Source organism: Hymenobacter sp. BRD128 (genome assembly GCF_013256625.1).
Lineage (GTDB): Bacteria > Bacteroidota > Bacteroidia > Cytophagales > Hymenobacteraceae > Hymenobacter.
Genome location: NZ_CP053908.1, coordinates 1,569,688 through 1,592,556 on the forward strand (window position 1 = coordinate 1,569,688; position 22,869 = coordinate 1,592,556).

At 62.2% G+C, this 22,869-nt stretch carries 20 protein-coding genes, 1 tRNA gene and 1 pseudogene; 6 read left to right on the forward strand and 16 right to left on the reverse strand.

What is annotated here, in order from left to right:
• Positions 1-10: 10 nt before the first annotated feature.
• The 4 genes from GKZ68_RS07030 to GKZ68_RS07045 form a co-directional block, all read right to left on the reverse strand.
• Positions 11-820 carry an aminotransferase class IV gene (locus tag GKZ68_RS07030; RefSeq protein WP_173112447.1) on the reverse strand — a complete coding sequence of 270 codons (810 nt, stop codon included), beginning with the start codon at positions 818-820 and terminating at the stop codon, positions 11-13.
• A gap of 252 nt (positions 821-1,072) precedes the next feature.
• Positions 1,073-2,212 carry a DNA-processing protein DprA gene (gene dprA, locus GKZ68_RS07035; RefSeq protein ID WP_173112450.1) on the reverse strand — a complete coding sequence of 380 codons (1,140 nt, stop codon included), beginning with the start codon at positions 2,210-2,212 and terminating at the stop codon, positions 1,073-1,075.
• 9 nt (positions 2,213-2,221) lie between these two features.
• Positions 2,222-2,578, reverse strand: coding sequence for a MerR family transcriptional regulator (locus GKZ68_RS07040; protein WP_173112453.1), 357 nt, complete (start codon positions 2,576-2,578; stop codon positions 2,222-2,224).
• A gap of 30 nt (positions 2,579-2,608) precedes the next feature.
• Positions 2,609-3,622: a glycosyl hydrolase 53 family protein gene (locus GKZ68_RS07045; protein ID WP_173112456.1), complete on the reverse strand. Its 1,014-nt coding sequence runs from the start codon at positions 3,620-3,622 to the stop codon at positions 2,609-2,611.
• Positions 3,623-3,782: 160 nt separating this feature from the next.
• On the opposite strand from GKZ68_RS07045, the gene alaS reads away from it, so the two are divergent.
• Positions 3,783-6,464 (forward strand): alanine--tRNA ligase, encoded by a 2,682-nt coding sequence (gene alaS / locus GKZ68_RS07050; RefSeq protein ID WP_173112459.1) that lies wholly within the window; start codon positions 3,783-3,785, stop codon positions 6,462-6,464.
• A gap of 138 nt (positions 6,465-6,602) precedes the next feature.
• On the forward strand, positions 6,603-6,872 hold the full coding sequence (locus GKZ68_RS07055; RefSeq protein ID WP_173109579.1) for a hypothetical protein: 270 nt from the start codon (positions 6,603-6,605) through the stop codon (positions 6,870-6,872).
• 151 nt (positions 6,873-7,023) lie between these two features.
• Here GKZ68_RS07055 and GKZ68_RS07060 read toward each other — a convergent pair whose 3' ends face one another.
• Positions 7,024-7,791: an alpha/beta fold hydrolase gene (locus tag GKZ68_RS07060; RefSeq protein ID WP_173112462.1), complete on the reverse strand. Its 768-nt coding sequence runs from the start codon at positions 7,789-7,791 to the stop codon at positions 7,024-7,026.
• A complete protein-coding gene (locus GKZ68_RS07065) occupies positions 7,788-7,997 on the reverse strand; it encodes a hypothetical protein (protein ID WP_173112465.1) in 210 nt (69 codons plus the stop codon). Before GKZ68_RS07065 ends, GKZ68_RS07060 begins: the two co-directional genes overlap by 4 nt.
• Before the next feature lie 277 nt (positions 7,998-8,274).
• Between GKZ68_RS07065 and GKZ68_RS07070 the strand changes: the two genes are divergently transcribed.
• Positions 8,275-9,513, forward strand: a complete 1,239-nt coding sequence (locus tag GKZ68_RS07070) for an amidohydrolase family protein (protein WP_254244192.1) — start codon at positions 8,275-8,277, stop codon at positions 9,511-9,513.
• A gap of 187 nt (positions 9,514-9,700) precedes the next feature.
• Positions 9,701-10,585 carry an alpha/beta hydrolase gene (locus GKZ68_RS07075; RefSeq protein WP_173112471.1) on the forward strand — a complete coding sequence of 295 codons (885 nt, stop codon included), beginning with the start codon at positions 9,701-9,703 and terminating at the stop codon, positions 10,583-10,585.
• Between the two features lie 428 nt (positions 10,586-11,013).
• On the opposite strand, the pseudogene GKZ68_RS07080 reads toward GKZ68_RS07075, so the two are convergent.
• Positions 11,014-12,114 (reverse strand): annotated as a pseudogene (locus GKZ68_RS07080) (IS3 family transposase).
• Positions 12,115-12,424: 310 nt separating this feature from the next.
• On the opposite strand from GKZ68_RS07080, the gene GKZ68_RS07085 reads away from it, so the two are divergent.
• On the forward strand, positions 12,425-13,114 hold the full coding sequence (locus GKZ68_RS07085; RefSeq protein ID WP_173112474.1) for a hypothetical protein: 690 nt from the start codon (positions 12,425-12,427) through the stop codon (positions 13,112-13,114).
• Positions 13,115-13,254: 140 nt separating this feature from the next.
• On the opposite strand, the gene GKZ68_RS21655 is transcribed toward GKZ68_RS07085, so the two are convergent.
• The 6 genes from GKZ68_RS21655 to GKZ68_RS07110 all read right to left on the reverse strand — a co-directional run bounded on the left by GKZ68_RS21655 (position 13,255) and on the right by GKZ68_RS07110 (position 18,511).
• Entirely contained in the window at positions 13,255-13,668 is a 414-nt protein-coding gene (locus GKZ68_RS21655) for an acetamidase/formamidase family protein (RefSeq protein ID WP_217275328.1), read from the reverse strand.
• Complete coding sequence (locus tag GKZ68_RS21660; protein ID WP_217275329.1) at positions 13,572-14,210, reverse strand: acetamidase/formamidase family protein; 639 nt, start codon at positions 14,208-14,210, stop codon at positions 13,572-13,574. Before GKZ68_RS21660 ends, GKZ68_RS21655 begins: the two co-directional genes overlap by 97 nt.
• Before the next feature lie 46 nt (positions 14,211-14,256).
• Positions 14,257-16,113: a DUF5686 family protein gene (locus GKZ68_RS07095; protein ID WP_173112477.1), complete on the reverse strand. Its 1,857-nt coding sequence runs from the start codon at positions 16,111-16,113 to the stop codon at positions 14,257-14,259.
• Entirely contained in the window at positions 16,074-16,979 is a 906-nt protein-coding gene (locus GKZ68_RS07100; RefSeq protein ID WP_173112480.1) for a carboxypeptidase-like regulatory domain-containing protein, read from the reverse strand. Before GKZ68_RS07100 ends, GKZ68_RS07095 begins: the two co-directional genes overlap by 40 nt.
• Positions 16,980-17,167: 188 nt before the next feature.
• Positions 17,168-17,905: a hypothetical protein gene (locus GKZ68_RS07105; RefSeq protein ID WP_217275330.1), complete on the reverse strand. Its 738-nt coding sequence runs from the start codon at positions 17,903-17,905 to the stop codon at positions 17,168-17,170.
• Positions 17,906-18,073: 168 nt separating this feature from the next.
• On the reverse strand, positions 18,074-18,511 hold the full coding sequence (locus GKZ68_RS07110; RefSeq protein ID WP_173112486.1) for a hypothetical protein: 438 nt from the start codon (positions 18,509-18,511) through the stop codon (positions 18,074-18,076).
• A 239-nt stretch (positions 18,512-18,750) separates the two neighbouring features.
• Here GKZ68_RS07110 and GKZ68_RS07115 point away from each other — a divergent pair, with 239 nt between their 5' ends.
• Positions 18,751-19,782 (forward strand): IS3 family transposase, encoded by a 1,032-nt coding sequence (locus GKZ68_RS07115; protein ID WP_173112489.1) that lies wholly within the window; start codon positions 18,751-18,753, stop codon positions 19,780-19,782.
• A gap of 14 nt (positions 19,783-19,796) precedes the next feature.
• Here GKZ68_RS07115 and GKZ68_RS07120 read toward each other — a convergent pair whose 3' ends face one another.
• The 3 genes from GKZ68_RS07120 to GKZ68_RS07130 all read right to left on the reverse strand — a co-directional run bounded on the left by GKZ68_RS07120 (position 19,797) and on the right by GKZ68_RS07130 (position 22,809).
• Positions 19,797-20,051, reverse strand: a complete 255-nt coding sequence (locus GKZ68_RS07120) for an Arm DNA-binding domain-containing protein (protein WP_173112492.1) — start codon at positions 20,049-20,051, stop codon at positions 19,797-19,799.
• 156 nt (positions 20,052-20,207) lie between these two features.
• Positions 20,208-20,280 (reverse strand) — tRNA-Thr (locus GKZ68_RS07125).
• A gap of 108 nt (positions 20,281-20,388) precedes the next feature.
• Positions 20,389-22,809, reverse strand: a complete 2,421-nt coding sequence (locus tag GKZ68_RS07130; RefSeq protein WP_173112495.1) for a DUF349 domain-containing protein — start codon at positions 22,807-22,809, stop codon at positions 20,389-20,391.
• Between the last annotated feature and the right edge of the window lie 60 nt (positions 22,810-22,869).

Here is a 22,869-nt window from a genome sequence, read left to right on the forward strand (position 1 = left end):
AAAGCGTTGCTTATAAGGCGCTGAGTAGGGCTAGCCACGGCGCAGGTAAGCTGCCAAACGCCCGCCCGCTTACCTGCCGCACCACCCGCACCGCCGCCACGTTGGCCGTGAACACGGCATCGGCCGCCAGCAGCGCTTCCTGGCTAAACAGTCCTTGCTGGCAGGCTAGCCCAGTGGCCCCGGCGGCGCGCAGCACGGCGGCCCGGCGCACGCCGGCCACGCAGCCGGTGGCCAACGCGGGGGTATAGAGCACGTCATTTTTCACCCAAAAAATGGCGGCCGCGCCCGCCTCGGCCACGTGCCCGGCTGCGTCGCAGAGGAGAATCTCGTCGAGCCCGCGCCGCTGGCGCTCGTGGGCCGCCCGCACGTAAAGCCACGCCTGCGGCCCCTTGCAAAAGCTAAGCGGCGAATGAATAGAATGGGTTTCGTGCGCAAAATCAACGCGTTGCAGCGACGCTTCATCGGGCACGAAGGCTTCGGCGGTGGCTAGCCACTCGGCCTGGTCGGTGGGCGGCGAGTAGCGGCCGCCGCCACGGCGCCACAGTTGCAGGCGCAGGCGGGCGGCGGGTAGTTGACAGGCAGCAGCAAGCCCGGCTAGGGTAATTTCCAGTGCCTCGGCCGTGGCCAGGGCCGCGGGTAGCGTGAGGTACAACGCAGCGGCGGCCCGTTGTATCCGGGCCAGGTGGTCGGCGGCGTAGCGCAGGCGCCCGCCAGTAAGAATCAGCGTTTCAAAAAAGCCGTCGCCAAAGGCCAGCCCCCGGTTGGGCAGGGGCAGGTGAAGGGAAGCAGGCTCCAGTAGGTTTCCGTTGAAAAGCAGCATCGGCAGGGGCTAGCGGCGGGCTACGCGGTAGGGCACCCGCACAGTAAAGGTGGTATCGGGGGCGTTTTGGTTAAGGCGGATAGCCGCCATCCAACTGGATGCGCCGGGCTTGGTGGATGCGCGGACGCGCACGGTAACCGCGCCATTAGGCTCGACGGGTATCGGTTGGCCATTCCATTAAGTGAAAATAGCAGAAGTCAGCGGCTAGGGGGAGTTATCATTAGCACAGCATTGCCAGCACCAAGCGCTAACTCAAATCAACCCGAATTTCTTACCTGGCAGCGCCCGCACTACGCCCCGAAACTCGAGCCCCAGCAGCAGCGAGGCCACCGCGTGAATGGGCTGCTGGGCTTTCCAGGCCAGCTCATCCATGTGCAGCTCGCGGCCGGGCGCGGCGGCCAGCACGCTCACCAGGGAGAATTCTTCGCTCGAAAAATCGTCGGCCGAGTAGGAGGGAAGCGGCTGAAACTTGCCGGGCAGGTGCAGCGCGGCATCCCAGTTGAGCAGCTGCTCCAGGTCGGCGGGCTCCTGGTAGAGCGCCGCTTTGTTGGTTTTAATCAGCGCGTTGCAGCCTTCGGAGGTGGGGACCCCTAGCGGGCCGGGCACGGCCAGCACGTCGCGGTCGTAGCTCAGGGCCAGCTCGGCGGTGATGAGCGCGCCGCCCTTAGCGGCGGCCTCCACTACTACGGTGCCATCGGCTAGCCCCGCAATGATGCGGTTGCGCTGCGGAAAATTGTAGCGGTCGGGCTGCGTGCCGAAGGGAAACTCGGTGAGCAGGCCGCCGGTTTCGCGCATCTTCTCGGCCGTTTTGCGGTGCGCGGCGGGGTAAATAATGTCGAGGCCGGTGGCCATCACGCCCACCGTGGCTAGCCCTTCCTGCAAGGCCGCGCGGTGCGCCATGATGTCGATGCCATAGGCTAGCCCGCTGATAATGAGCGGCTGGTGCGGCAGCACGCCCTTGATGATGCGCTCGGTTTGCTCGCGGCCGTAGTCGGTGGCCTGGCGGGTGCCCACCAGCGCCAGGGTCTTGGGCGCGTTCAGGTCGGCCGGGCCCTGGTAGTAGAGCAGCACCGGCGCGTCGGGAATGAGCTTGAGGCGGCTCGGGAACTGCTTGCTGGTGTAAAACAGAATCTGCACGCCCTCTTTCTCGGCCTTGCGCAGGCTAGCCTCGGCTTGCGTCAGCGCCTTGCCGCGCTCGGCCCCGGTCAGGATTTTAATGGTGGCCTCGCCCACGCCGGGAATGCGCCGCAGCTTGCCGGGCGGCAGCAGAAACACGTTTTTGGCCGACGAGCCGTAGCTCATCAGTTGGCGCGTGAGCTGCGGGCCGATGCCGGGCAGCAGCGTCAGGGCCAGCTCGTGGTAGAGGTCGTCGGTAGCGGTTGGGGTGGGCATGGTGGGCGCTTACTCGGCCTTCTGCGCCGCGTCAATCTCTTTCTTAAGGCTCACCAAAAAGCCGCGCACCCGCTCCAGGGACTGAATTACGTCAATCTTGTCCTTGAGCTGGCCGCCCTTCTGCTTCAGCATCTCACGGGCGCCGGCAATGGTGTAGCCGCGCTCCTTCACCAAGTGATAGATAGTGCGAAACGTATCCACGTCGGCCTGCGTGAAGAGGCGGTTGCCCTTCTTACTCTTGCGCGGGGCCAGCTCGTCAAACTCGGTTTCCCAGAAGCGGATGAGCGAAGTGGCGACGCCGAACTGCTCGGCCACCTCGCCGATGGTAAAATACTGCTTGGTAATGTCGCGCTCTTTATAGGGCATGGGTCGCGGTAGCGTTTGGGCGGGCTAAAGCTACGGAATATTGTATTTGCGGCCTAGCTCGTCGTAGAGCGGCAGCAGGGCGTTGGCCTGGCCCTGCTTGTCAAACACGGCCTCCCAGGTATTCAGTGGCTCCCAGATGAAGGTGCCCCGGCCCTTGCCGCCAGGCAGGTTGAACACAATATCGTTGACCTCCGGCTTGTGCTCCGAATATTCGACCACTACCACATCCTGCGGGTAGCGGGTGGCGAGCTGCGTGAGGTTGGCTTTAAGGTCGGCCAGGGTGCCGTGCCACTTGGGGTAATACGACTGGCCGATGACGTCGAACTCGACGCTGGCGGCGCGCATCCTGTCCAGCCAGGTGTTGGAGAGCTGGGTTTGGCCGCCGAGGGCAATGTGCAGCATCACCAGGGTGCGCGGGGTGGTTTCGCGCACGGCCCGCACGCCGGCCTTCACCAGCTGGGCCAGGGTGGCGTAGCGGGCCAGGCTATCGGGGAGTTGGGTGTTGCCATCGGGCCAGAGCATGCCGTGGCTGATTTCGTTGCCCACCTGCACCATGTCGGGCGGCGTGCCTTGTTTTTGGAGGGCTAGCAGCACGTCGCGGGTGTAGTCGTGCACGGCCTGGGCCAGCGCCGCGCCGTGCAGGCCCTGCCAGGCGGCGGGCTTAAACTGCTTCTGCGGGTCGGCCCAGGTATCGCTGTAGTGGAAGTCGAGCAGCAGCTTCAGGCCGGCCGCCTTCACGCGCCGGGCCATGGCTAGGGTATGCGGCAAGTCGCAAAAGCCCTTGCCCGGCGCGTAGCCGCTGTCGGCCGCCGGGTTGTTGAATATTCGCAGCCGGATGTAGTTGAAATGATGTTTCTTAAGGAGGTAGATGGCGTCGCCGGGCTGGCCATTATCCGTAAATTTCATGCCCCGCGTCTCCAATTGGGGCAGAAAGGAAATATCGGCCCCGAGCACCTTGCCCAGGCGCGGCGGGCGCGGTGCCGCCGGGGCAAATGAGACGAACAAGGCTAGCAGCAGGCTGGCCAGCAAGCCGGAATAACGCATGGCAATGGACGGAAAAGCGAAAAGAGCGGGAACAATGACCCTAGCCGAACCGCCCGGCGGTGGCTAGTGTTCGGGAAAGTTACCTTTGCGGCTCCTCGCGCCCGAGCAGCTGCATGGCGCCTTGCCAGTGCTAACTGTTTATTGCTAACTGATACCTGAAATGTCCCTCCCCACCGCCGCGCACGTGCGCCAGCAGTTTCTCGATTTTTTTGCTTCCAAAGGCCACCACATCGTGCCCTCGGCCCCGCTCGTGGTCAAGGACGACCCCACGCTGCTGTTCATCAACAGCGGCATGGCCCCATTCAAGGACTATTTTCTGGGCAACCGGCCCGCGCCCTACAAGCGCATCGCCGATACGCAGAAGTGCCTGCGCGTGAGCGGCAAGCACAACGACCTGGAGGAGGTAGGCTACGACACCTACCACCACACCATGTTCGAGATGCTGGGCAACTGGAGCTTCGGCGACTACTTCAAGAGGGACGCCATCAACTGGGCGTGGGAACTGCTTACCGAGGTATATAAGCTGGAGAAGGACCGCCTCTACGTGACGTATTTTGAAGGTGATGCCGCCGATGGCACCGGCCCCGATACCGAGACGCAGGCCCTGTGGCGCCAGTACACCACCGACGACCGCATCCTGCCCGGCAACAAGAAGGACAACTTCTGGGAGATGGGCGATACCGGTCCGTGTGGTCCGTGCACCGAAATCCACATCGACCTGCGCTCCGACGAGGAGCGCGCCGCCAAGCCCGGCCGCGAACTCGTGAACGCCGACCACCCGCAGGTGGTGGAGGTCTGGAACAACGTGTTCATGGAGTTTCAGCGGCTAGCCGATAAGTCGCTCAGCAAGCTGCCCGCCCAGAGTGTGGACACCGGCATGGGCTTCGAGCGCCTGATGATGGCCGTGTCGGGCGTGAAATCAAATTATGATACCGATGTATTTCAGCCGCTTATCCAGTTTATTGCCAAGGAAGCCGGCGTTCAGTACCACGGCACTTCGCCGGCTACGGTAACCGACCTGCCGGCCACCGAGGAGGAGAAAACCGACATCGCCATCCGGGTGCTGGCCGACCACATCCGGGCCATTGCTTTCACCATCGCCGACGGCCAATTGCCGAGCAACGTGAAGGCCGGCTACGTGATTCGCCGCATTCTGCGCCGGGCCGTGCGCTACGCCTTCTCGTCGCTGAATCAGAAGCAGCCCTTCCTCTACAAGCTCGTGCCGGTGCTGGCCGACCAGATGGCCGGCATCTTCCCCGAGCTCAAGGCGCAGCAAGCCTTCGTGACGCGCGTGATTGAGGAAGAGGAAATTGCCTTCCTCAAAACGCTCGAAACCGGCCTGCGCCGCCTCGACGCGCTCGAGGAAAGCGCCCGCCAGAACGGCGGTGTAATCGACGGCAAAACGGCGTTTGAACTGAGCGATACGTTCGGTTTCCCGCTCGACCTCACCGCCCTCATTGCCCGCGAAAAAGGTCTGACCGTGGACGAAAAAGGCTTCCAGGAGGCCCTGGCCCAGCAGAAAAACCGCAGCCGCAACGCCCAGGAAACCGAGCAGAGCGACTGGGTAACGGTGCGCGAAACCGACGCGCCCAACGTCTTCGTGGGCTACGACCAGGACGAGGCCACCACCCACCTGCTGCGCTACCGTAAAATCGACAAGAAGGGTAAAACCGAGTACCAGTTGGTGTTCGACCAGACGCCCTTCTACGCCGAGAGCGGCGGCCAGATTGGCGATACCGGCTTCGTGGAAAGCGACTTCGACAAGGTGCGCGTCATTGACACCAAGAAGGAAAACGACCTCATTATTCACACCACCCTCGACCTGCCGCAGGAGCTGACGGCCGAGTTCCGGGCCAGGCCCGATGCCGCGCGCCGGACCCTCATTCGCAACAACCATACGGCCACGCACTTGCTGCAAGCCGCCCTGCGCCGCGTGCTCGGCGAGCACGTGCAGCAAAAAGGCTCGCTGGTGAATGAGAAGCTGCTGCGCTTCGACTTCTCGCACTTCACGAAAGTGACGGATGCCCAGCTGCGTGAAATCGAGCAGCTCGTAAACGAGCGTATCCGTCAGCAGATTCCGCTGGTCGAGCGCCGCAACGTGCCCATTGCCGAAGCCAAAAGCCTGGGCGCCATGGCCTTGTTTGGCGAGAAATACGGCGATTTCGTGCGCGTCATCACCTTCGACAAAGACTACTCGGTGGAGCTTTGTGGCGGCCTGCACGTGGCCAACACGGGCAGCATCGGCTACTTCAAAATCACGGCCGAGAGCGCCGTGGGCGCCGGCGTGCGCCGCATCGAAGCCGTCACGGCCGGCGTCGCCGAAGCCTTCGTGGACCAGCAACTTGACTTACTCAGCCAGGTACGCGAAGCCCTCGGTAACCCCCAGCACCTGCTCACCAGCCTCGACAAGCAGACCGAGGAAATCGCGGCCCTGCGCAAGCAAATTGAAGCCTTTGCCCAGCAAAGTCTCAACCAGCAGAAAGCTCAGCTGGCTAGCCAGGTAAAAGACCTGAATGGCGTGAAATTTCTGGCTGCCCAGGTGCAGGCCACCAGCGCCGACGACCTCAAGAAGCTGGCCTACGACCTGCGCCAAACCGTGCCTAACCTCGTGCTCGTGCTGGGGGCCGACCTCGACGGCAAACCCCAGCTAGCCGTCATGCTCGACGACGATATCGCCAAGGGTGGTAAGCTTAATGCCAGCACTTTGGTGCGCGAGCTGGCTAAGGACATTCAGGGTGGCGGCGGTGGCCAGCCGTTCTTCGCCACGGCCGGCGGCAAAAACGTGGCTGGCCTAGCCACCGCCATTGCCAAGGCTGAAGGACTAGTAAGCCCCTTGATTTAAGCTCCACAATAAGCAAGTACATAAGAACCCACCTGAAAGTATCAGGCAGGCTCTTATTATTATAATTGAAGCCGGCACGGCGCAAAAAGGCAGCTTCTACACCATCGAATTTCAATTCCACTCAGTCCGATTGAAGCCGTGGGCCTGGACCCCCACCCCGACTACCCCACCTATTTTCAATTCCACTTAGTTCACGAGGCTACCGGCCTCACGGTGAAGGTGCGCCCCAACCTGCTCATCGACAGTCCCAAAGGCCAGCGCCGCACCCTCGTAGACTTCAAAACCACCCGCTGCCGCGACCTCGCCCAATTTCTCGACACTGTTGAAAAATACGGCTATGACCGCCAGGCTGCTGCGGTGCTACGCGCAGCGACGGACCGTCCAACAAGCCCAGACTGCCTGACGTAGCCCCCACCTAAAGGGTGTATCGCTCATTGTCCTGTAAAAGTTACGAAAAAAGCCCTGTTGATGTATCAACAGGGTTTTCAATAGTACGGACCTTCTACTAGGCCAGTCCGGGTGGTCTACTCACCAGGGCCGCTGGCGCAGAGAAAATTAGCTAGCGTGGGCTGTCGAGAAACTGCTCCACCACCGTGCGGTACTTGGCGGGCTCCTCAAACCAGGGGAAATGTCCGCTCTGCTCAAAAAATACAATCTTAGCCCCCGGAATGGCCTGCTGCAGGCGCCAGGCAGTGAGGGGGGCCACGTTCATGTCGTAGCGTCCCGTCAGCACCAGCGTGGGAAACGTGAAGCCTGCCAGCTTGGGCGTGAAATCCGCCTTGCTGGCATCTGCTCCCACGGCCTGCCCCACCGCCGGCTCCAGGCCTACGTTGTGAATAGAACCCAGCTTTTTAAAGTACAGGTCGCGCTGCGCCGCCGAGTAAAAGAGCAGGTTGAAATGGGTGCGCATGCTGGCCTCGGCCGCTTCCTGCGTCACCACCGCCGGCCGTTTTTGCTGTTTCTCGGCGGCCATCGTTTCCGGATACACCTCTTCAAAAAGATGCACGAGGGTGTTGAGATTACTACCCGCCGCATCCGAAAGAATGAGCTTGGCCACGTGCTCGGGATAGGCGCTAGCGTAGGCAATGCTGAGCAGCCCGCCGTAGGAGTCGCCCAGCAGCAGGACTTTGGGCAGGTTCAGGCCCTTGCGCACGGCCTCCAGGTCGGCTACCTGCGCCGCCAGGGTCTGGGGTGCGCCCGCTTGTACGGGCTTGGAGGCGCCCGTGCCCCGTTGGTCATAAAAAATTACCCGGCGCTTCTGCGCCAGCTGCTGCCACACGTCGGTCGGCAGCAGGTAGGCGTGCGAGAGGCCCGGCCCACCGTTCACGACCAGCAGCGGCAGCGCGCTGGGGCTAGCCCGAAGGTCTCGTAGGCCAGGGCTACCTGCTCAGTAGCTATTTTGCCCGTCTGGTGGGGGAGAGCCTGCCCGGGGGCGAGCATAGGGGCGGCCAGCAGCAGGCTCGGCAGGACTGCCCGGTAGCTGGCCAGCCAGCTCATTCGATTCAGCTTCATGGGGTACGCGGCAGGATGCACAGAAAAAGTAGTCGCGCCGGCATCGGGGGCGCGCTCGTTGGGCAAGGTAGCCAAGCCGCGCCTAAATGGCCGGGGCCAGACCCTGGCAGGTGCGAAAGGCGGGATTAGCAGGCAAGTGCAAGGAGGGCTCTGCGTGGTGGCGCAGCTGGGGATGGGCGCGTTTGGTGCCATATTGCTTCGGTTCTGCTGCCCTTCATCGCTACTCATTGCCCTCTTCATGCGTAAAAGCTACTTCCTGCTGCTTCTGGCTTTTTTGTCTGGGGGGCTACCCCTTGGTTTGCGCGCGCAAGTCAAGGCCCTGCATTTTGGAAAAGTTGTGGACGGCCGGGGTAAGGTATTCACCGACGCCATCGTGCTCGTGCGGGCCGACCGCATCGTGGCCGTTGGCCCGGCCAAAGACGTAGCTATTCCCTCTGACGCTCAAATCCTCGACCTGCGGGCCTACACGGCCATTCCCGGCCTCATCGACGCGCACACGCACATGAGCTTTTATTGGGATAAAACGCCGGGCACCACCCCCTGGGCGCAACTGGGTACCCTGGGGCCAGCCGTGACGGTGTTCCTGGCCCAGGAAAACGCCCGCAAGGCCCTGGCGACCGGCGTGACCACCGTGCGCGACTTGGGCTCGTTCGACAACATGGACTTCGCCTTGCGCGACCTCATAAATCGGGGCGCGATGGTGGGCCCGCGCATGTTCGTGGCCGGCAACGGCCTGCACATCAGCAGTTCGCCCTATAAAGTCGGGGCCATTCCCGACGCCGGGCAGTGCGACGGGGTAGAGGCCGTGCAGCGCGTAGCCCGTCAGCAAATCGCCGCCGGGGCCGACTGGGTAAAGATGTATGGCTCGACCGGCAGCGACAAGGACGTCACCGGCTTCCAGACCTTCACCTACGAGGAGATGAAGGCTGCCGCCGACGTGGCCCATTTTGCGGGCAAGCGCATTGCCATCCATTCCTACGGCCCCGACGGGGCCCGCGACGCGGTGCGGGCCGGCACCAATACCGTGGAGCATGCCATCGATATCGACGACGCGACCCTGGCCCTGATGGCCAAAAAAGGGATTATCTACGTGCCCACCGTGGAGCACAACAAGTACTACATTGCTCACCGGGCCGAATTTGGCTACGACACCACCGTGGTACGGGAACTGAATCAGTATGTGGCCCAGAACTTCGAAACCCTGAAGCGCGCCATCCGGGCCAAAGTAAAAATCGCTATGGGCTCCGATGCCGTCTTCACCGGCTTCGGGGAGAATACGCGGGAGCTGGCCTGGTTTGTCAAAGCCGGCATGACGCCCGCGCAGGCCCTGCAAACCGCCACCACGACCGGCGCCGAGATGCTGGGCCAGGAAAAAAACCTGGGGGCCATCGCCCCCGGCTACCTGGCCGACCTGGTGGCCGTGGAGGGCGACCCCACCACCGATATCAACGTGGTGATAAATCACGTTAAGTGGGTTATGAAGGCTGGCAAAGTCGGCTTCGATACGACCCCGCCCGCCGCTCCCGCTTCGCGCTGAAGCAAGCGGATACCCGGTTATGTAAGACGCCCGTTGTCCGCATTGGCGTACTGAAAAAGTCGCTTCAGGTGTGGCAGCCAGAAGGGTTGCCTGCCCCGGCCTGCTGGAGCAGGGCGGCCAGCCAACCTTTTCCCGAGGTAACCATCTTTGGCTTCCCTATCCCCGTACCCTTTGCGCGCTACGCCTCATGAACTTCTCCCGTGGACTGACCGCCTTTTTACTGCTGGGAGTGCTGGGGGCCACGCCCCCGGCGGAGAAACACCAGCCCATCCCGGCCGAAATACTTCTCTGGCCCCACGGGGCGCCCGGGCCCAAAGGCGACGGCCGGCCGGATGTGGCGCGCCTCACCGACCAGGGCGAGCGGGTCGTGACCCACGTCCAGCAGCCCTCCCTCACGCCCTTTCTACCAGCGGCGACGAAAAGCACGGGGGTAGCCGTGCTCATTATGCCCGGTGGGGGCCACAGCGAGCTTTGGATGAGTCACGAAGGCTACAATCCGGCCGAATGGTTCGCGGCGCAGGGCATTGCGGCTTTCGTGGTGAAGTACCGCCTGGCGAAAGAAGCAAATTCTCCCTACAAGGTCGACCAGGATGCACTCGGCGATGTGCAGCGGGCACTGCGGCTGGTAAAAAGCCGCGCCGCCGAGTGGCACCTCGATACGGCCAAGGTAGGCGTATTGGGTTTTTCGGCCGGTGGTGAGCTGGCGGGCCTCGACGCTATGCGCTTCGTACCAGCCGACCCGTACGCCCCCGACCCGGTAGACCGGTTCAGCGACCGGCCGGCCTTTCAGGTTCTGCTATATCCAGGCAATATCAGCCGGCTGGAAGTTAGCCGCCGCTCGCCCCCGGTATTCATCGCCGGCGGCTACCACGACCGGCCCGACATCGCGGAAGGGATGGCCCAGCTCTACCTGAAGTACCAGCAGGCCCGGGTGTCCGCCGAGCTGCACATTTATGCCGGGGTCGGCCACGGCTTTGGCCTACGCGCTACCAACGAAGGGGCCGTCGCCGACTGGCCGCGGCAACTAGTGCTTTGGCTGCAAGAAACCGGCTTTGTAAAAAAGCGCGGGTAATCGGCTACTACACCACTACTGTGCTCGGCTAACCAGCCCATCGTCTTGCTCCTGCCTTGGCTAGCCCGAATAGAGCTATGCTGCTATCCACGAGGCCACCGGCATCCCGGTGAGGGTATGCCCCAACCTGCTCATCGACAGTTTCAAGCACCAGCGCGGGGCCTCGTCGCCTTAAAACCACCAGCTGCTGCGACCTTGCACAGTTCCTCGAACCGGTAAATAAGTACGGCTACGACCGCCTGGGCTTTACGGCATATACTTCTCTATACCGCGCCTGGACAGCAGTTCTGGTAGTAGCTTTCGGGTGTGAAGCAAATTCTACTCGCTGCTATGTTGCTTATTAGCTTTACTGGCTGTAAATCAAGTAGTAATTCAGTTCTGACCTACTTCCATTTTCTAGACCGCTTGAAAGTAGGGCATCAGGCGTTCTAAAGCTCGACAGTAAGGGCCGTAGCCATCACCTCGTCGGGCGTTAAATTTTGCAGGGAACTGTGCGGCCGGAAGCTATTGTATTCCTGCCGCCAACGTTCAATTTTTTTTCTGGGCGTCGGTCAGTGACAAAAACCAGTGCGTGTGCAGACATTCGTCCCGAAAGCTGCCGTTAATCGATTCACTATACGGGTTATCAGTGGGTTTGCCCGGTCGGGAGAAATCGAGCGTGACCTGCTGGTCGTAGGCCCAGCGGTCTAACGCCTTGCTGATGAACTCACTGCCATTATCGACCTGAATACGGGTAGGCACCACGCCAAGCTCCTGCTGCAGACGCGTCATGACCGCTACGACGTCTTCGCCTTTCAGCGATTGCCCGACGTGAATGCCCAGGCACTGGCGGCTAAAATTGTCGACTATCGTTAAGGCCCGGATTTTACGCCCATCGAATAGATTGTCAGCTACGAAGTCCATGCTCCAGCTCTGATGCGGCTGCGTCAACGCCAGGCGTTCTAACCGGTATTCGGCCGCCCGATTGCGTCGCGGCCGCTTGCTACGTAAGTTCAAGCCTTCTAAGCAGTAAAGTCGATGCACCCGCTTATAATTATCGGGCCAGCCCTCGAGGCGAAGGAACGTTTGCAGCCGGCGACAGCCGTAGCGCACCCGCACCTGAGCCAACTCGCATAAACGATGACGTAGCACCGTGTCATCCCGACCATGCGCTTTGTACGACCAGCTAGAACGCTGTAACACGACGAGTTGACAATCTCGACGGGCCGAGATATGATAGGCGTAGATGAAGTGTTGAGCCGCATGCCGACGCTACACGGGCTTCAAAGCTTTTTTTTGAGCACGTCCTGCAGCATCTGCTTATCGAGACTCAGGTCAGCCACTAACTGTTTAAGCTGCTGATTTTCCTCTTCCAACTGCTTGAGCCGTCGCAGTTCGGGCACGCCCAGGCCGCCGTATTTTTTCTTCCACTTGTAATACGTGGCTTCGCTGATGCCCATTTTGCGGCACACCTCCGCCACGGTGATGCCTGTGTCGGCGGGACGCAAGGCGAACATGATTTGGGCCTCGGTAAACGTGGTCTTTTTCATGGCAATTGTCTCTTGGTTTTAAGGTACGACAAGTGCCTGATTTCTCTACTTTAGCTCGGCCTAGTTTATCGGGAGCAGGTCATGCCATAGGCAGCGTGGGGGAAAAGCACCCGGCAACCGGCTACGCTAAGGGAAGTGGGCAGCGGGAGGCGCCGCGCAACCTAGCAGCTGACTAAGGAGACTCGCACTCCCGAGTCGGGGGCGACCTACCTGGGGGTGACCAGGTAGCAGAAGCCCGTGATTGGTACGCGATTTGACTAAGGCGGGGCAGTACTTGCCCAAGCTAATCCCTGCTGGCGCTTCGCTTTTCATGCTCTATCTCCGTATCGTTCGCCCCGCCTGCGCCCGCCCCTGGCTGGTCTGGCTCGCCTTTTTTGCCTTGGCGCTCCCGCTGCAAGCTGCCTGCGCGGCTGAGTGGAAGCTAGAAACCGATAAGGACGGCATTCAGGTGTACTCGCGCCTGCAAGCGGACAGTCGCTTCAAGGAAATCAAGGTGCAGTGCGAAATGCCCGGCACCCTGGAGCAGCTCGTGGCGCTCTACTCGGATGTAGCCAATTATCCCCACGTGATTAGCAACACGCGGTCTGCCTATCTGCTGCGTACGGTAAATGAAACGGAGTTTTTCTATTACCTGGAAACCCAGATGCCGGCGCTGGTGGCCAACCGCGATGTCATGATGCGCCTGCAGTTTGCCTACGCGCCCCCCACCCACGTGCTGCGCATCACCACCTCGGCGGTGGACGGCCTGGTTCCCCCGCAGCCAGGGCGAGTTAGGATTCCGTACTGGTCCGGCGAATGGCAGGTGTGGGCCCTGTCCGCTACGCGCTTGCGCATCAGCTATTGTTTCCGGGTAGACCCGGGCGGGGAGCTCCCGGCGCGGCTGGTAAATCGCCTGGCGCCGGTCGCCCCGTACCAATCGTTTTTGCAACTGCGCAAAAGCCTGCAGCTGCCGCGCTACCAGGGGCACCACTATGCCTTTTTAACGCCGGCCAATACTTAGCTAGCAGCTAGAGTCGCCGCCGGGCACGTGCCGGGGGTTAGCGTACGGTAAATAGTCCAGTGAAAACTTAACAAACCGGCCTCCGCGCACTGCGCGGAGGTCGGTTTGTTTTTGGAGGGTATCGTCTCTCACTTGCAAGGCTACTTGCGCGCGGCGGTAAACAGGCTTTTCGGCAAAATGGCGTGCACCCCCTTCGAGCCATCTACCAGCTCGGTCACGTGCAGGTCCACGGCCACGCTGGCGAGCATGTAGGCGTCATCGCGGGTCAGGTGCTTTTCGCGCACCAGAAAGTCAATCATGTTGCGCGTGGCCAGGCTCACGGCTTCGTTCAGGTCTTCGTTAAAGCCCATCGTAATGTAGGCAGTGGGCGTTTCGGCCTCCGGCCAGTTCAGGTGTTGGCCTTTGTGCACAATAAACTGAAAAGTGCCCACCAAGGAGGTTTCCAGCGCTTTCAGGTCTACTTCCCCATCGCCCTGCGCCGCGTGCCCGTCACCCGCCGAAAACAAGGCGCCCGGCACGTGCACCGGAATAAAGAGGGTAGTGCCCGCCACCATTTCCTTGTTGTCAATGTTGCCGGCATGAATCCAGGGCGGGTACGAGCTGATGCGGCCCGAAACATCGGGGGGGCGACGCCCATACTGCCAAAAAACGGGCGCAGCGGCACTTCAATGCCAGGGGCAAACTGGGCCACCTGGCGCTTCAAATCCAGCGGCACAATGCGCATGCGGGCGTAGGGAAAGTCATCGGGTAGGGCACCGTGGCCGGGCGTAAACGCATTATACGCGTACGGAACGGCTAGCTTCACTTCCTGAATCCGCACCTCGAGCATGTCGCCCGGCATAGCGCCTTCTACGTAAACCGGACCGGTCAGAATGTGGATGCCCGGCCCTTTGTCCGTCACCTGCTGGGTAATGGCCCGCAGCTCGGGCTGCACCTGCGCCGGCGGCAGGCCGGCTTCTTCCAGCAGGGCGGGCGTGCAGGCTACCAGCGTCTGCATCTGCACCACCTCGCCCGACTTAATCCGCAGATGAGGCGTCGCCGTGGCATCGTAGTAGCCCCAGGTCACGGTTTGGGGAGTGGCCAGCAGCTGATGCACAACCGGCGGGGCTGGCTTCGGCGGAGAAGCGTGCGGGCCACGGGCACTAAAGCTCACCCCGGAAAGGGCCGCCAAGGCCAGCAGGAGGGTACTTCTGCCAAGCAGTGATTTTTTCATGACTAGGTAGTAGTGAGAAAAAAAAGGCAAGCAGTTTATAAACGGAACTGCACGGTGAATTTGACGCCGAAGTTGTGGGCGCCGGGCAAGTCGCGGTACGTAAGCCGATGCAAAAAGTCGACCCGCACGAACTTGAAGATATTTTCCACCCCGTACCCCACCTCGGCATAGGGCAAGGCGCCCAGCGCTTGAAACCGGGCCAGCGGGTTGCCGTTCGCGTCGGTGGGGGCAGCAGGTTCTGGTTGATGGTCGAGAGGCCACCGTAGAGCACATTGGCCGAGCCTACCAGGCGCCAGTCGAGCCGCCGCAGGCCCGGAATAGCATTCACCAATAGGCCCTCGAAATGCTGGTCGAGCCGCAAGGCCACGGAATGGTCGGTGACAAACTCAAAGTAACGCATCAGGTTGAAAGCGTTCACATTGAGGAAGGGCGTTTCGTTGCCGAGCGGAATCTTCAGCACCGGGTAGGGCAAGGGGCTCGGGATGTAGCTGCCCTCCAGGCGGTAGTTGAGCCGGCCCAGCTGACCCGTGCTCAGGCTCTGGGTCACCAGCAGGTTAAACTTGTGGTATTCAAAAGTGGAGTTGAGAAGGTTATCGAAGCCCAGCGTGTAGCGGAACGTGAACACCGGCCAGTGCCTGGTGCCGATGGCCCGGCGCGCCAGTTCACTCTGCACCTGATTTTCGTCGCGGGCGTAGCGCGACTCCAGCACGATTTCCGACAGATTGAAGTTACTGCCCAGCTGCACGTTGGGGTCAAACGGGTTATCGGTATTGGTATAGAAAGCGAAGTTGTGCAGCGGCTGAATGCGCTGGTAGCGTAGAAGGACACTCTGGGTAAAGCCGTGAAACAGGTCGCGCTGCGCGCTCAAGGTCAGCAAGTCGCGCAGCACCGGCCGGCCCTGGCGGAAGCGGCCCCAGCGCGAGGCCGCCACAAACAGGTTGTTGCCCGGTAAAAAATCGTTGTCGAGCAGCGCCACCTGCTCCACCTCGTGCCGGTACTCGGCCCCCAGCACGGTCCAGTGCCGACGCTCGGCGATAAAGCTGGTTTTCAGGCCGTATTTCCAGCGCTGGTCGAGTGTGCCATAAGCCACGTAGCCCTGCGTGAGCCACCGCTTGCTGATGTCGGGCGTGGTACGGAAGCCAAAGCGAAAGCGGCTGCCCTCGAAATTGTTGTGGGCATAGGTGTTTATAAGGGGTCCCAGGTCGAACTTGCCCACCCGCTTGTAGCCGTTCACGAATAGCTCCACCCAGTCGAGCACGTTGCGCACCGAGGGCAATTGCTTGGCCGAGTCGAGCACGGCAAACGTCTGGCGCTCATTCAGGCTCAGCGTATCCGGCCGGTGCTGGTCGAAGTAGCCTAGCCCGCGCGCCCCGGTGCTGTCGCCGGCCAGCGCGCCCAACAGCCCCCCCGCCGGACTGGCGTCGGCCGTCGAGGCGACGTTTTCCGACACGTCGTAGAAGCTGCCGGGGTGGGGCTGGTTGCGCACGAAGCCCGAGTTGACGGTTGTGAAGCGCACCCGCATGGCGGCCTGCCCCTGGTAAGGCTTCACCCCAAATACGAGCCGGGTGCGGGCCGGCAGGCCGGGCCCGTCGGCCGGCGGGGTCAGGTCTTCGAAGAGGCGCAGGTCGGTGATGAAGTTGATGTTGGCTTCCGGGCTGGCCACTACGTCGATGCGGCGCAGGGCGTAAGTGCCGGCCGTAATCCAGATGGTTCCCTTGAAGGCCAGGTCGTGGCTGCGCTTGGGCGTCACGCCGATTTTGTAGCACCAGTCCCGGCCGATAAACACCGAATCCTGCAGCTCGTAGTCGTAGGTGGTACGCCCCCCTCGGCGATGGGCGAGATAAAATCCTTGCTGAGCAGATTTTGCCAGTTGGGATAAAAGTCGAAAGTTTGCAGATTGCCGCCCAATAGCTGGGCCAGCACCGAGCCCTCGCGGGGGCCTACCCCCCGCAGCTGGCGGTGCCGGATGTCTTCGCGCCGGCGGGAGGATGCGTACTGCTGGTACACCCGCGAGCCTACTTCGGCGGCAAATACCGGCAGTGGAGCGTCGGGGTCGGCCGCCGCCGCCGCCCCGCGGCGCACGGCCAGGGCCCGAATATCCTGCACCACCTTGCGCTTGGCTAGCCCTTTGGGAATGTCGGCCAGGGCCACCTCGGTGCGATTGTAGGAATCAAACTCGGCGGCGGTCAGTGCGCTGCGTTCATTCTGGGGTTTGTGTTTCTGTACTTCGCGCAAAATGCGGAAAGCCGGATTCTCGGGCTGACGCGAGCTGACCACTACCTCACCCAGGGCCACGCCCCCGCCCGCCTTCAGGCGCAACAGCACGGTCTGGGCGGCCTCCGCCGTGAGGGCGCGGCGGCCCACCACAAAGCCCAAGGCCGAGGCGGCGATGGAATCGGCCGTGCCCGCTACCACCAGCCGAAACTTGCCTGCCAGGTCGGCCGTGACGCCGGCCGCCGTATGGGGTATAAAAACCGAGGCGAAGGGCACGGGCTCCCCGGTTGCCGCCTCCACTACCTGGCCACTCACTACGCGCTGGGCCCGGCTCAAACCGGGAAGGCCCAGCAGGACGAGGAAAAACAACGTCAAGCCGCGGCCGGGCCACAGGCGGGGCCGCAACGTAGACGAGGCACTGAAAGAAAATAGAAACATACCAGGATATTGCCTTTACCCCGCAGTGCGACCCAGTGAGGCTAGCGCTGGTCGCTGGGGAGTGACCCTTACGCAGCTCCGGACTTTACGGCTGAAAGCTTTCTGCCCATTGCGCGGACCTGGTAAAGGGAAAACGGTCTCTTCCCGCTAAACGCGACCCGCGCGGGGATAAGTTGGCAGCCGGCTGATTAGACCGCCGTCGGCTCGGCAGCCTGAGCCTGCTGGCGAGTCAGCCAGATTACGAGCCCGACAATAGCTACTAGAAAAATGCCGCTGATTAGCTGGGCGCTTATCCCCAGCCCGCCATCTTTAGGGGGCTGCGTGAGCAGGTCGCCCAGCGAGGCGCCCAGGGGGCGCGTCAGAATGTAGGCCGTCCAGAATGCTACCACCGCATTCAGGTGCAGGAAGCGGTAAGCCAAGAAAGTGAGGGCAATGATACCCCCAAACAGCAGCGCCGAGAGCGGGTAGCCCAGTCCCAGGCTTTCCCCAATCAGGTCACCGGCCGAGGTGCCCAGGGCAAACGTGCACAAAATAGCCGCCCAGTAAAACAGCTCGCGCCGGGTAGTCTGAATGCTGTGCACTGACAGGGTGCGCTCACTCGCGTACCATAGGCCAAAAACCACTACCAGTGCCACCCCGAAAATGAGTGAGGTCGTTTGCAGGCTCACGCCCATATTATCGACCAGGTTATCGGAGATGAGCGTGCCCATCACGCTAATGAACACGACCACCGTCCAGTAAAGGGCGGGCACGTAGCGGCGTGCCCGCAGCTGCGCCGCTAAGGCTACCACCAGCAGGCCGGCCATAATATAGGAGGTGACGGTTAGCCCCAGCTTCAGATTGACGGACAAAAAATCGGCGGCCGTTTCGCCCACGGTCGTGGCCATAATCTTGATTACCCAGAAAACCAGCGTTACGGCAGGCACTTTGTTTAAGCTATTCATCGTGTAGGAACCGTAAGGCCGATAAAGTGAGGGCGAGTTGACGCTGGTTATTCGACATGGGCCAATGGGCCAATAGCAACCAACCGGACTGCCTACCCCGGCGGGTAAGTAATCCGGGTGGTTAAACGCTGACTGAACCGGGGTGGACGATTACTTCGTCCGCGTGCCGTTGGCCAGGAACAGCACATCCTGGGCTTTGCCGCCTTTGCTTACTTCCGCTTCGTATACGGTCGCGCCGCCGGCCCGCACGATGGTGGCGGCTTCCTTAATCTGGTAGGCTTTGTAGTCGCGGGCCAGCGTGGTGCGTACGGCCGCCGGCAGCTGGCGCGGCGACATATCAGTTTCGGTTTCCAGTAGCTCGCCGGCTGGCGTAAGTACGGCCGACATGGTTTTGCCAGCCTGCTTGAAGCCAGCCTCGAACTTGTCGCCTTCCTTCTCCCAGGTATTGCTGGTTACGGTGGGGAACTTGGCTTTGAAAGTGGCCTTCGCAGCGGCCGGTACCTGGGTGGGCTTCAGCGTTTGGGCATGGGTGAGGACGGGGGCAGCCAAGGCGATGGCGATGGTGGCCATTCTCAAAATTTTCTGCATGACTAAAAAATGGCTAAGTGAAGTTGTAACCGAAGCTAGTGCCGGATACTGGCGGCTTTCTGTTGGGGCGGCCCGTCAGACTAAAAACTGCCTTTTTCCCTTATCCAATTCTGGCTGCCGCCCTTTGGTGTTTCTTTACCAAAGCCCGTAGGATTCCCGCAAGCGCGACATTGCGCCGTGCTTCCTTCTGAGGTGGTCGAGTAAAAACAGACAGTGCGAAGTCTTACCTTCCACTGCTCATGCCCGACAAGACCAATCCGAGCGGCCCGCCGCTGACCCGCAAAAAATATACACCAGCTTTTAAAGCGGAGTGCGTGCGCCAAGTGGCCGCTGGTGCCCGGCAAACGGATGTAGCCCGTGCCCAGGGCCTATCGCCCGCCTTGCTCGGTACGGCTTCAGCCATGAGCCGTTATCAGTTCATCGAGCAGGTTGCGGCCACCGAGCCGGTGCAGGTGCTCTGCCGCGTGCTAGCGGTCAGTACCGCTGGCTATTATCAGTGGCGGAGCCGGGCAGCGCGCCCAACGCCCGCTTGGGAGCCTGCGGCCACCGCCGCCTTTTTGCGCCATGCCCAACGCTACGGTACTCGCCGCCTGCGGGCCGAATTGCGCGCGGAAGGGTACGCCATCGGGCGCTATGCCTTGCGCACTTGGTTGCGTCGTTGCGGCTTGCGGGCGCTCAGCACCCGGCCGCAACGCCCGCGCACCACCATGGCCGACCCAGCGGCAGTCGTGGCCGAAAATCTGCTGCTTGGTCAGCCGGCGCCTACTGCGCCCAATCAGGTGTGGGTGGGCGACATCACCTACCTGCCGCTGGTCGGCGGGTGTTGGTGCTATTTGGCCACCTGGCGCGATACCTGTTCGCGGCGCGTGGTGGGCTGGCATCTCGACCAGCAGATGCCCACCGAGCTGGTGCTCACGGCCCCGGAGCAAGCCCTGACGCTACGTCAGCCGGCTCCCGGCCTGATTATCCACGCCGACCGCGGCAGTCAATACACCAGCGCGGCTTGCCGCACGCGCATCGAAAAAGCCCAGGCACTAGCCAACTATAGCCGGCCGGGTAACCCTTATGATAACGCCCAGGTCGAAGCGGGCTGGAGCACGCTCAAAACTGAATTACTCCCGCACGGCGGCGCGTTTGCCAGTCTCGAAGAGGCCCGCCTGGAGCTCGCCTACTATCTCGACACCTACTTCAACCTCGACCGGCGGCACTCCGCGCTCGGCTACCGCTCGCCCCACCAATTTGAACTGGACCTCCTGCAAAACCTATCTTAGTGCACTGTCCGTTTTTACTGGACCACCCCACACCCCATGCGCCACCAAGCTAGCACATCAGACGCGAGGCGGGCTAGTAATTGGTTGGCTTCATCAGCTAGCGGATACGAGCGCCGAAACTGTTGCCGGTCGGCGTTCCAGTCGGTGGGCATGCATTTCTCACCAGTCGCGCACTTTAGGCGCACCCCGTCGAAATAAACTACCAAGTGCACGGGGCACCGGCCTGCACTATCTTTTTTGTCGGTGCGTAACACAAACTGAGTTACCATAAAGTGGGAAGGGGCGCGCAGCGGGGGGCGTGCCTCCCGCCGCAAAGTGAAAGTTTCCCGCCCAGGAGTACCGATTCCCCTAGACGCAAAAAACCCGGAAAACTGCTTTCCCGGCGGGAGAAGCAGTTTTCCGGGCGTTCCGGTACTGATTAAGGGAGCCCCCAGTCGGACTCGAACCAACGACCCTCTGATTACAAGTCAGAAGCTCTACCAACTGAGCTATGGAGGCTTAATCGTGGGGCAAAAGTAAGGGGTAAAGTGCCCGTTGGCAAGACGGGGGATAATAAAAAGTGCCGCGCTGGCTAGCGCGACACTTTTTTAAAAGAAAGTCAGCTACTTAGCTGCGCAGCTGCTTGAGCTGCTTTTTAAGCTTCTCAATGCGCGTGCGCGCCTCAGCCATACGGCCCTGGTACTCCTGGCGCAGCTGGTCGGCATTCTTCGAGCGGGCGAAGAAGTCGAGGTTGGTTTGCAGCGTGGCCACGTCGTTTTCCAGTTCCTGAATTTCGCGGCGCAGGCCGGTTTCCTTGCGGGTAAAGGCTTGCTGCGCCTGAGGCCGGGCCTTGAGGCGGGCTATTTCCAATTGGAAAAGCAGGTCTTCTTTGTCGGCGGGAGTAATGCCACCGGTTTGGTCCAGATACTTACCCATAAGAGTAAGAAACTGCTCCTCGCCACGGTCTGATGTGCCGGCGCCGGGCTGCTCGTCGGTGGCGTCAAGCTGCTGCCAGTCAAGAGCCAGGGCCCGGAAGCCTTCCAGCGTACCCGGCTCGGCGGGGGAGAGGGCAGCAACTTGCTGGGCTAGCTTATCCAAACGGGTGACCTGCTCGGCGCTGGCGGCCGACTGGCGCTCCTCGCGCTGGCGGGTTTCCTGCTTGGGGCGGTCAAATACGCCATCGCAGGCGGCGCGGAAGCGCTTCCAGATTTTGTCGGCCTGCTTCTCGGGCACCCGGCCGATGTCCTTCCACTCCTTCTGCACCCGAATGATGATGGTACGGGCCTCGTCAAAGTCGGGCAGCTGCTGGGCGGCCTCAGCCTGCTCGATGAGAGCGTACTTGGCTTGCAGGTTGGTATTCTTTTCCGAGTCGAGGCTCTTGAAGAAATCGTTTTTGTGATTGAAGAAGGCCTTGTAGGCGTTCCAGTACTGCTTATTGAGGGCGTCGGCCTGGGCGCGGGGCACGGGGCCGGTAGCTTCCCACTCCTTCTTGATTTCCTGCAGCTCGTCGGTGCGCGAGCGCCACTCGTTCACGCGCTCGGTCGCGAAGTCGGCGAAGGGCAGCACGCGGGCCAGCAGGGCCTGCTTCAGGGCCAGGTTTTCCTTTTCCTGGGCCGAGCGCACATCCACAAACTCCTTACGGCGCAGGTGCACGGCCTCGGAGGCGGCCAAAAAGCGCTGCCACAGGGGCTCGCGCTGCTCGCCCGGTACGGGGCCAATGTGCTTCCAGTCGTCGTGTAGCTTCTTGAGCTCGTCGAGGGCCTTATTGATGCCGGGGGCATCCTTCAGGGCTTCGGCGCGGGCTACCAGGGCCTCTTTGGCTTCCTGGTTGCGGCGGCGGTCTAGCTCTTTCAGCTCGTAGAAGCGGCCTTGGTTGGCGTAGTAGCGGTCGAGCAGGCCGTGGTAGGTGTTCCAGGTTTCCTGGCTGTCGGTCTGAGGCACGGGGCCGGTAGCCTTCCAGTCAGCCTGCAGCTGCTTGAGCTTCTGCGAGCTGTCCTTGGTTTCGGCACTTTCGACCAGCGTGCGCAGCTGGGCCAGCAGCTCCTGCTTGCGGGCCAGGTTCTGGGCGCGGCTCTGGTCTTCGGCTTTGGCATCGCGGGCGCGGCCCTCGCGGAAATCCTGCAGCGCCTTGTTCAGCTCGGCCTGGCTGGCCGGGGGCTGGAAGCTAAATTCCTGGGGCGCGTTGGCGTCTTCGGCCAGCTTCTGGCGCGAGGCGGCGCGGGCGGCGGCCACGTTGGTTTCGTACTGGCGGTTGAGCTCAAAAATCTGCTGGCGATTGCGGCGGGCATCGGGCCGGCGCAGCAGCCCGATGAGGTGGCTAGCCTGGCTTTCGAGGTCGAGCTCGGCAAAGTCGGGCGCCGGGGTTTCGGGCACGTAGTCGTCGGCTTCCTCCCCGGCCGCGTCGCCGGCCGCTTCGTGCTGGTGCTCGAGTTCGGCGTGGTGCGCCTCGGCGGCCGTATCGGTGGCCGAAGTGGGCAGCGTAGCCACGCCGTCGGGCGCGCCGTCGATGTCTTCGGCGCGGGCCAGGGCCTGCACTTGGGCAGCTTCTTCGGCGGGGGCGGGGCTGGCGGGCGCTTGGTCCGCTTCGGCGGCCGGGGCCATCGCCTCACCGTAATGGGCCACGGCGCGCGCCTGGGGGGCCGACAGGTGCTCGGCGGCAACCTCGGCGGGCACGTGCTGGGCCGATTCGGCCGCAGCACTGGCTTCGGGCGTGCCGGGAGCCGGGGTGCCCAACGAGGAGCTGGCGGGCTCGCTGGGAGTTGAAGCCAGCTCCTGAGCCAGGCCGGGCTCCGAGCGCAGCGGGTCGGGCTCGACCTGGGTTTCGCCGCCGCCGGGAGGGCCGGCCGTCTCGGCCGGGGTTTCGCTTTGGGCGGGCACGGAGGGGCTGGCCTCGGGGGCGGCCGGGGTAGGCGCGGCCGCGGCCGGGGCGCCCTGCTTGGCGCGGATTTCGGCCAGGCGGGCTTCGAGCACGCTCATCCGGTCGGCGGGGGCAGCAGCACCAGCGGCGGACGTATTTTGGTCAGGGGTGGGGGTTTCTTCGGGCAGCATAAAGCAAAACGAAAAGCCGGCGGCCGGCCGGGGCCGGAAAATGAGGGGAAGTGAGCCGCC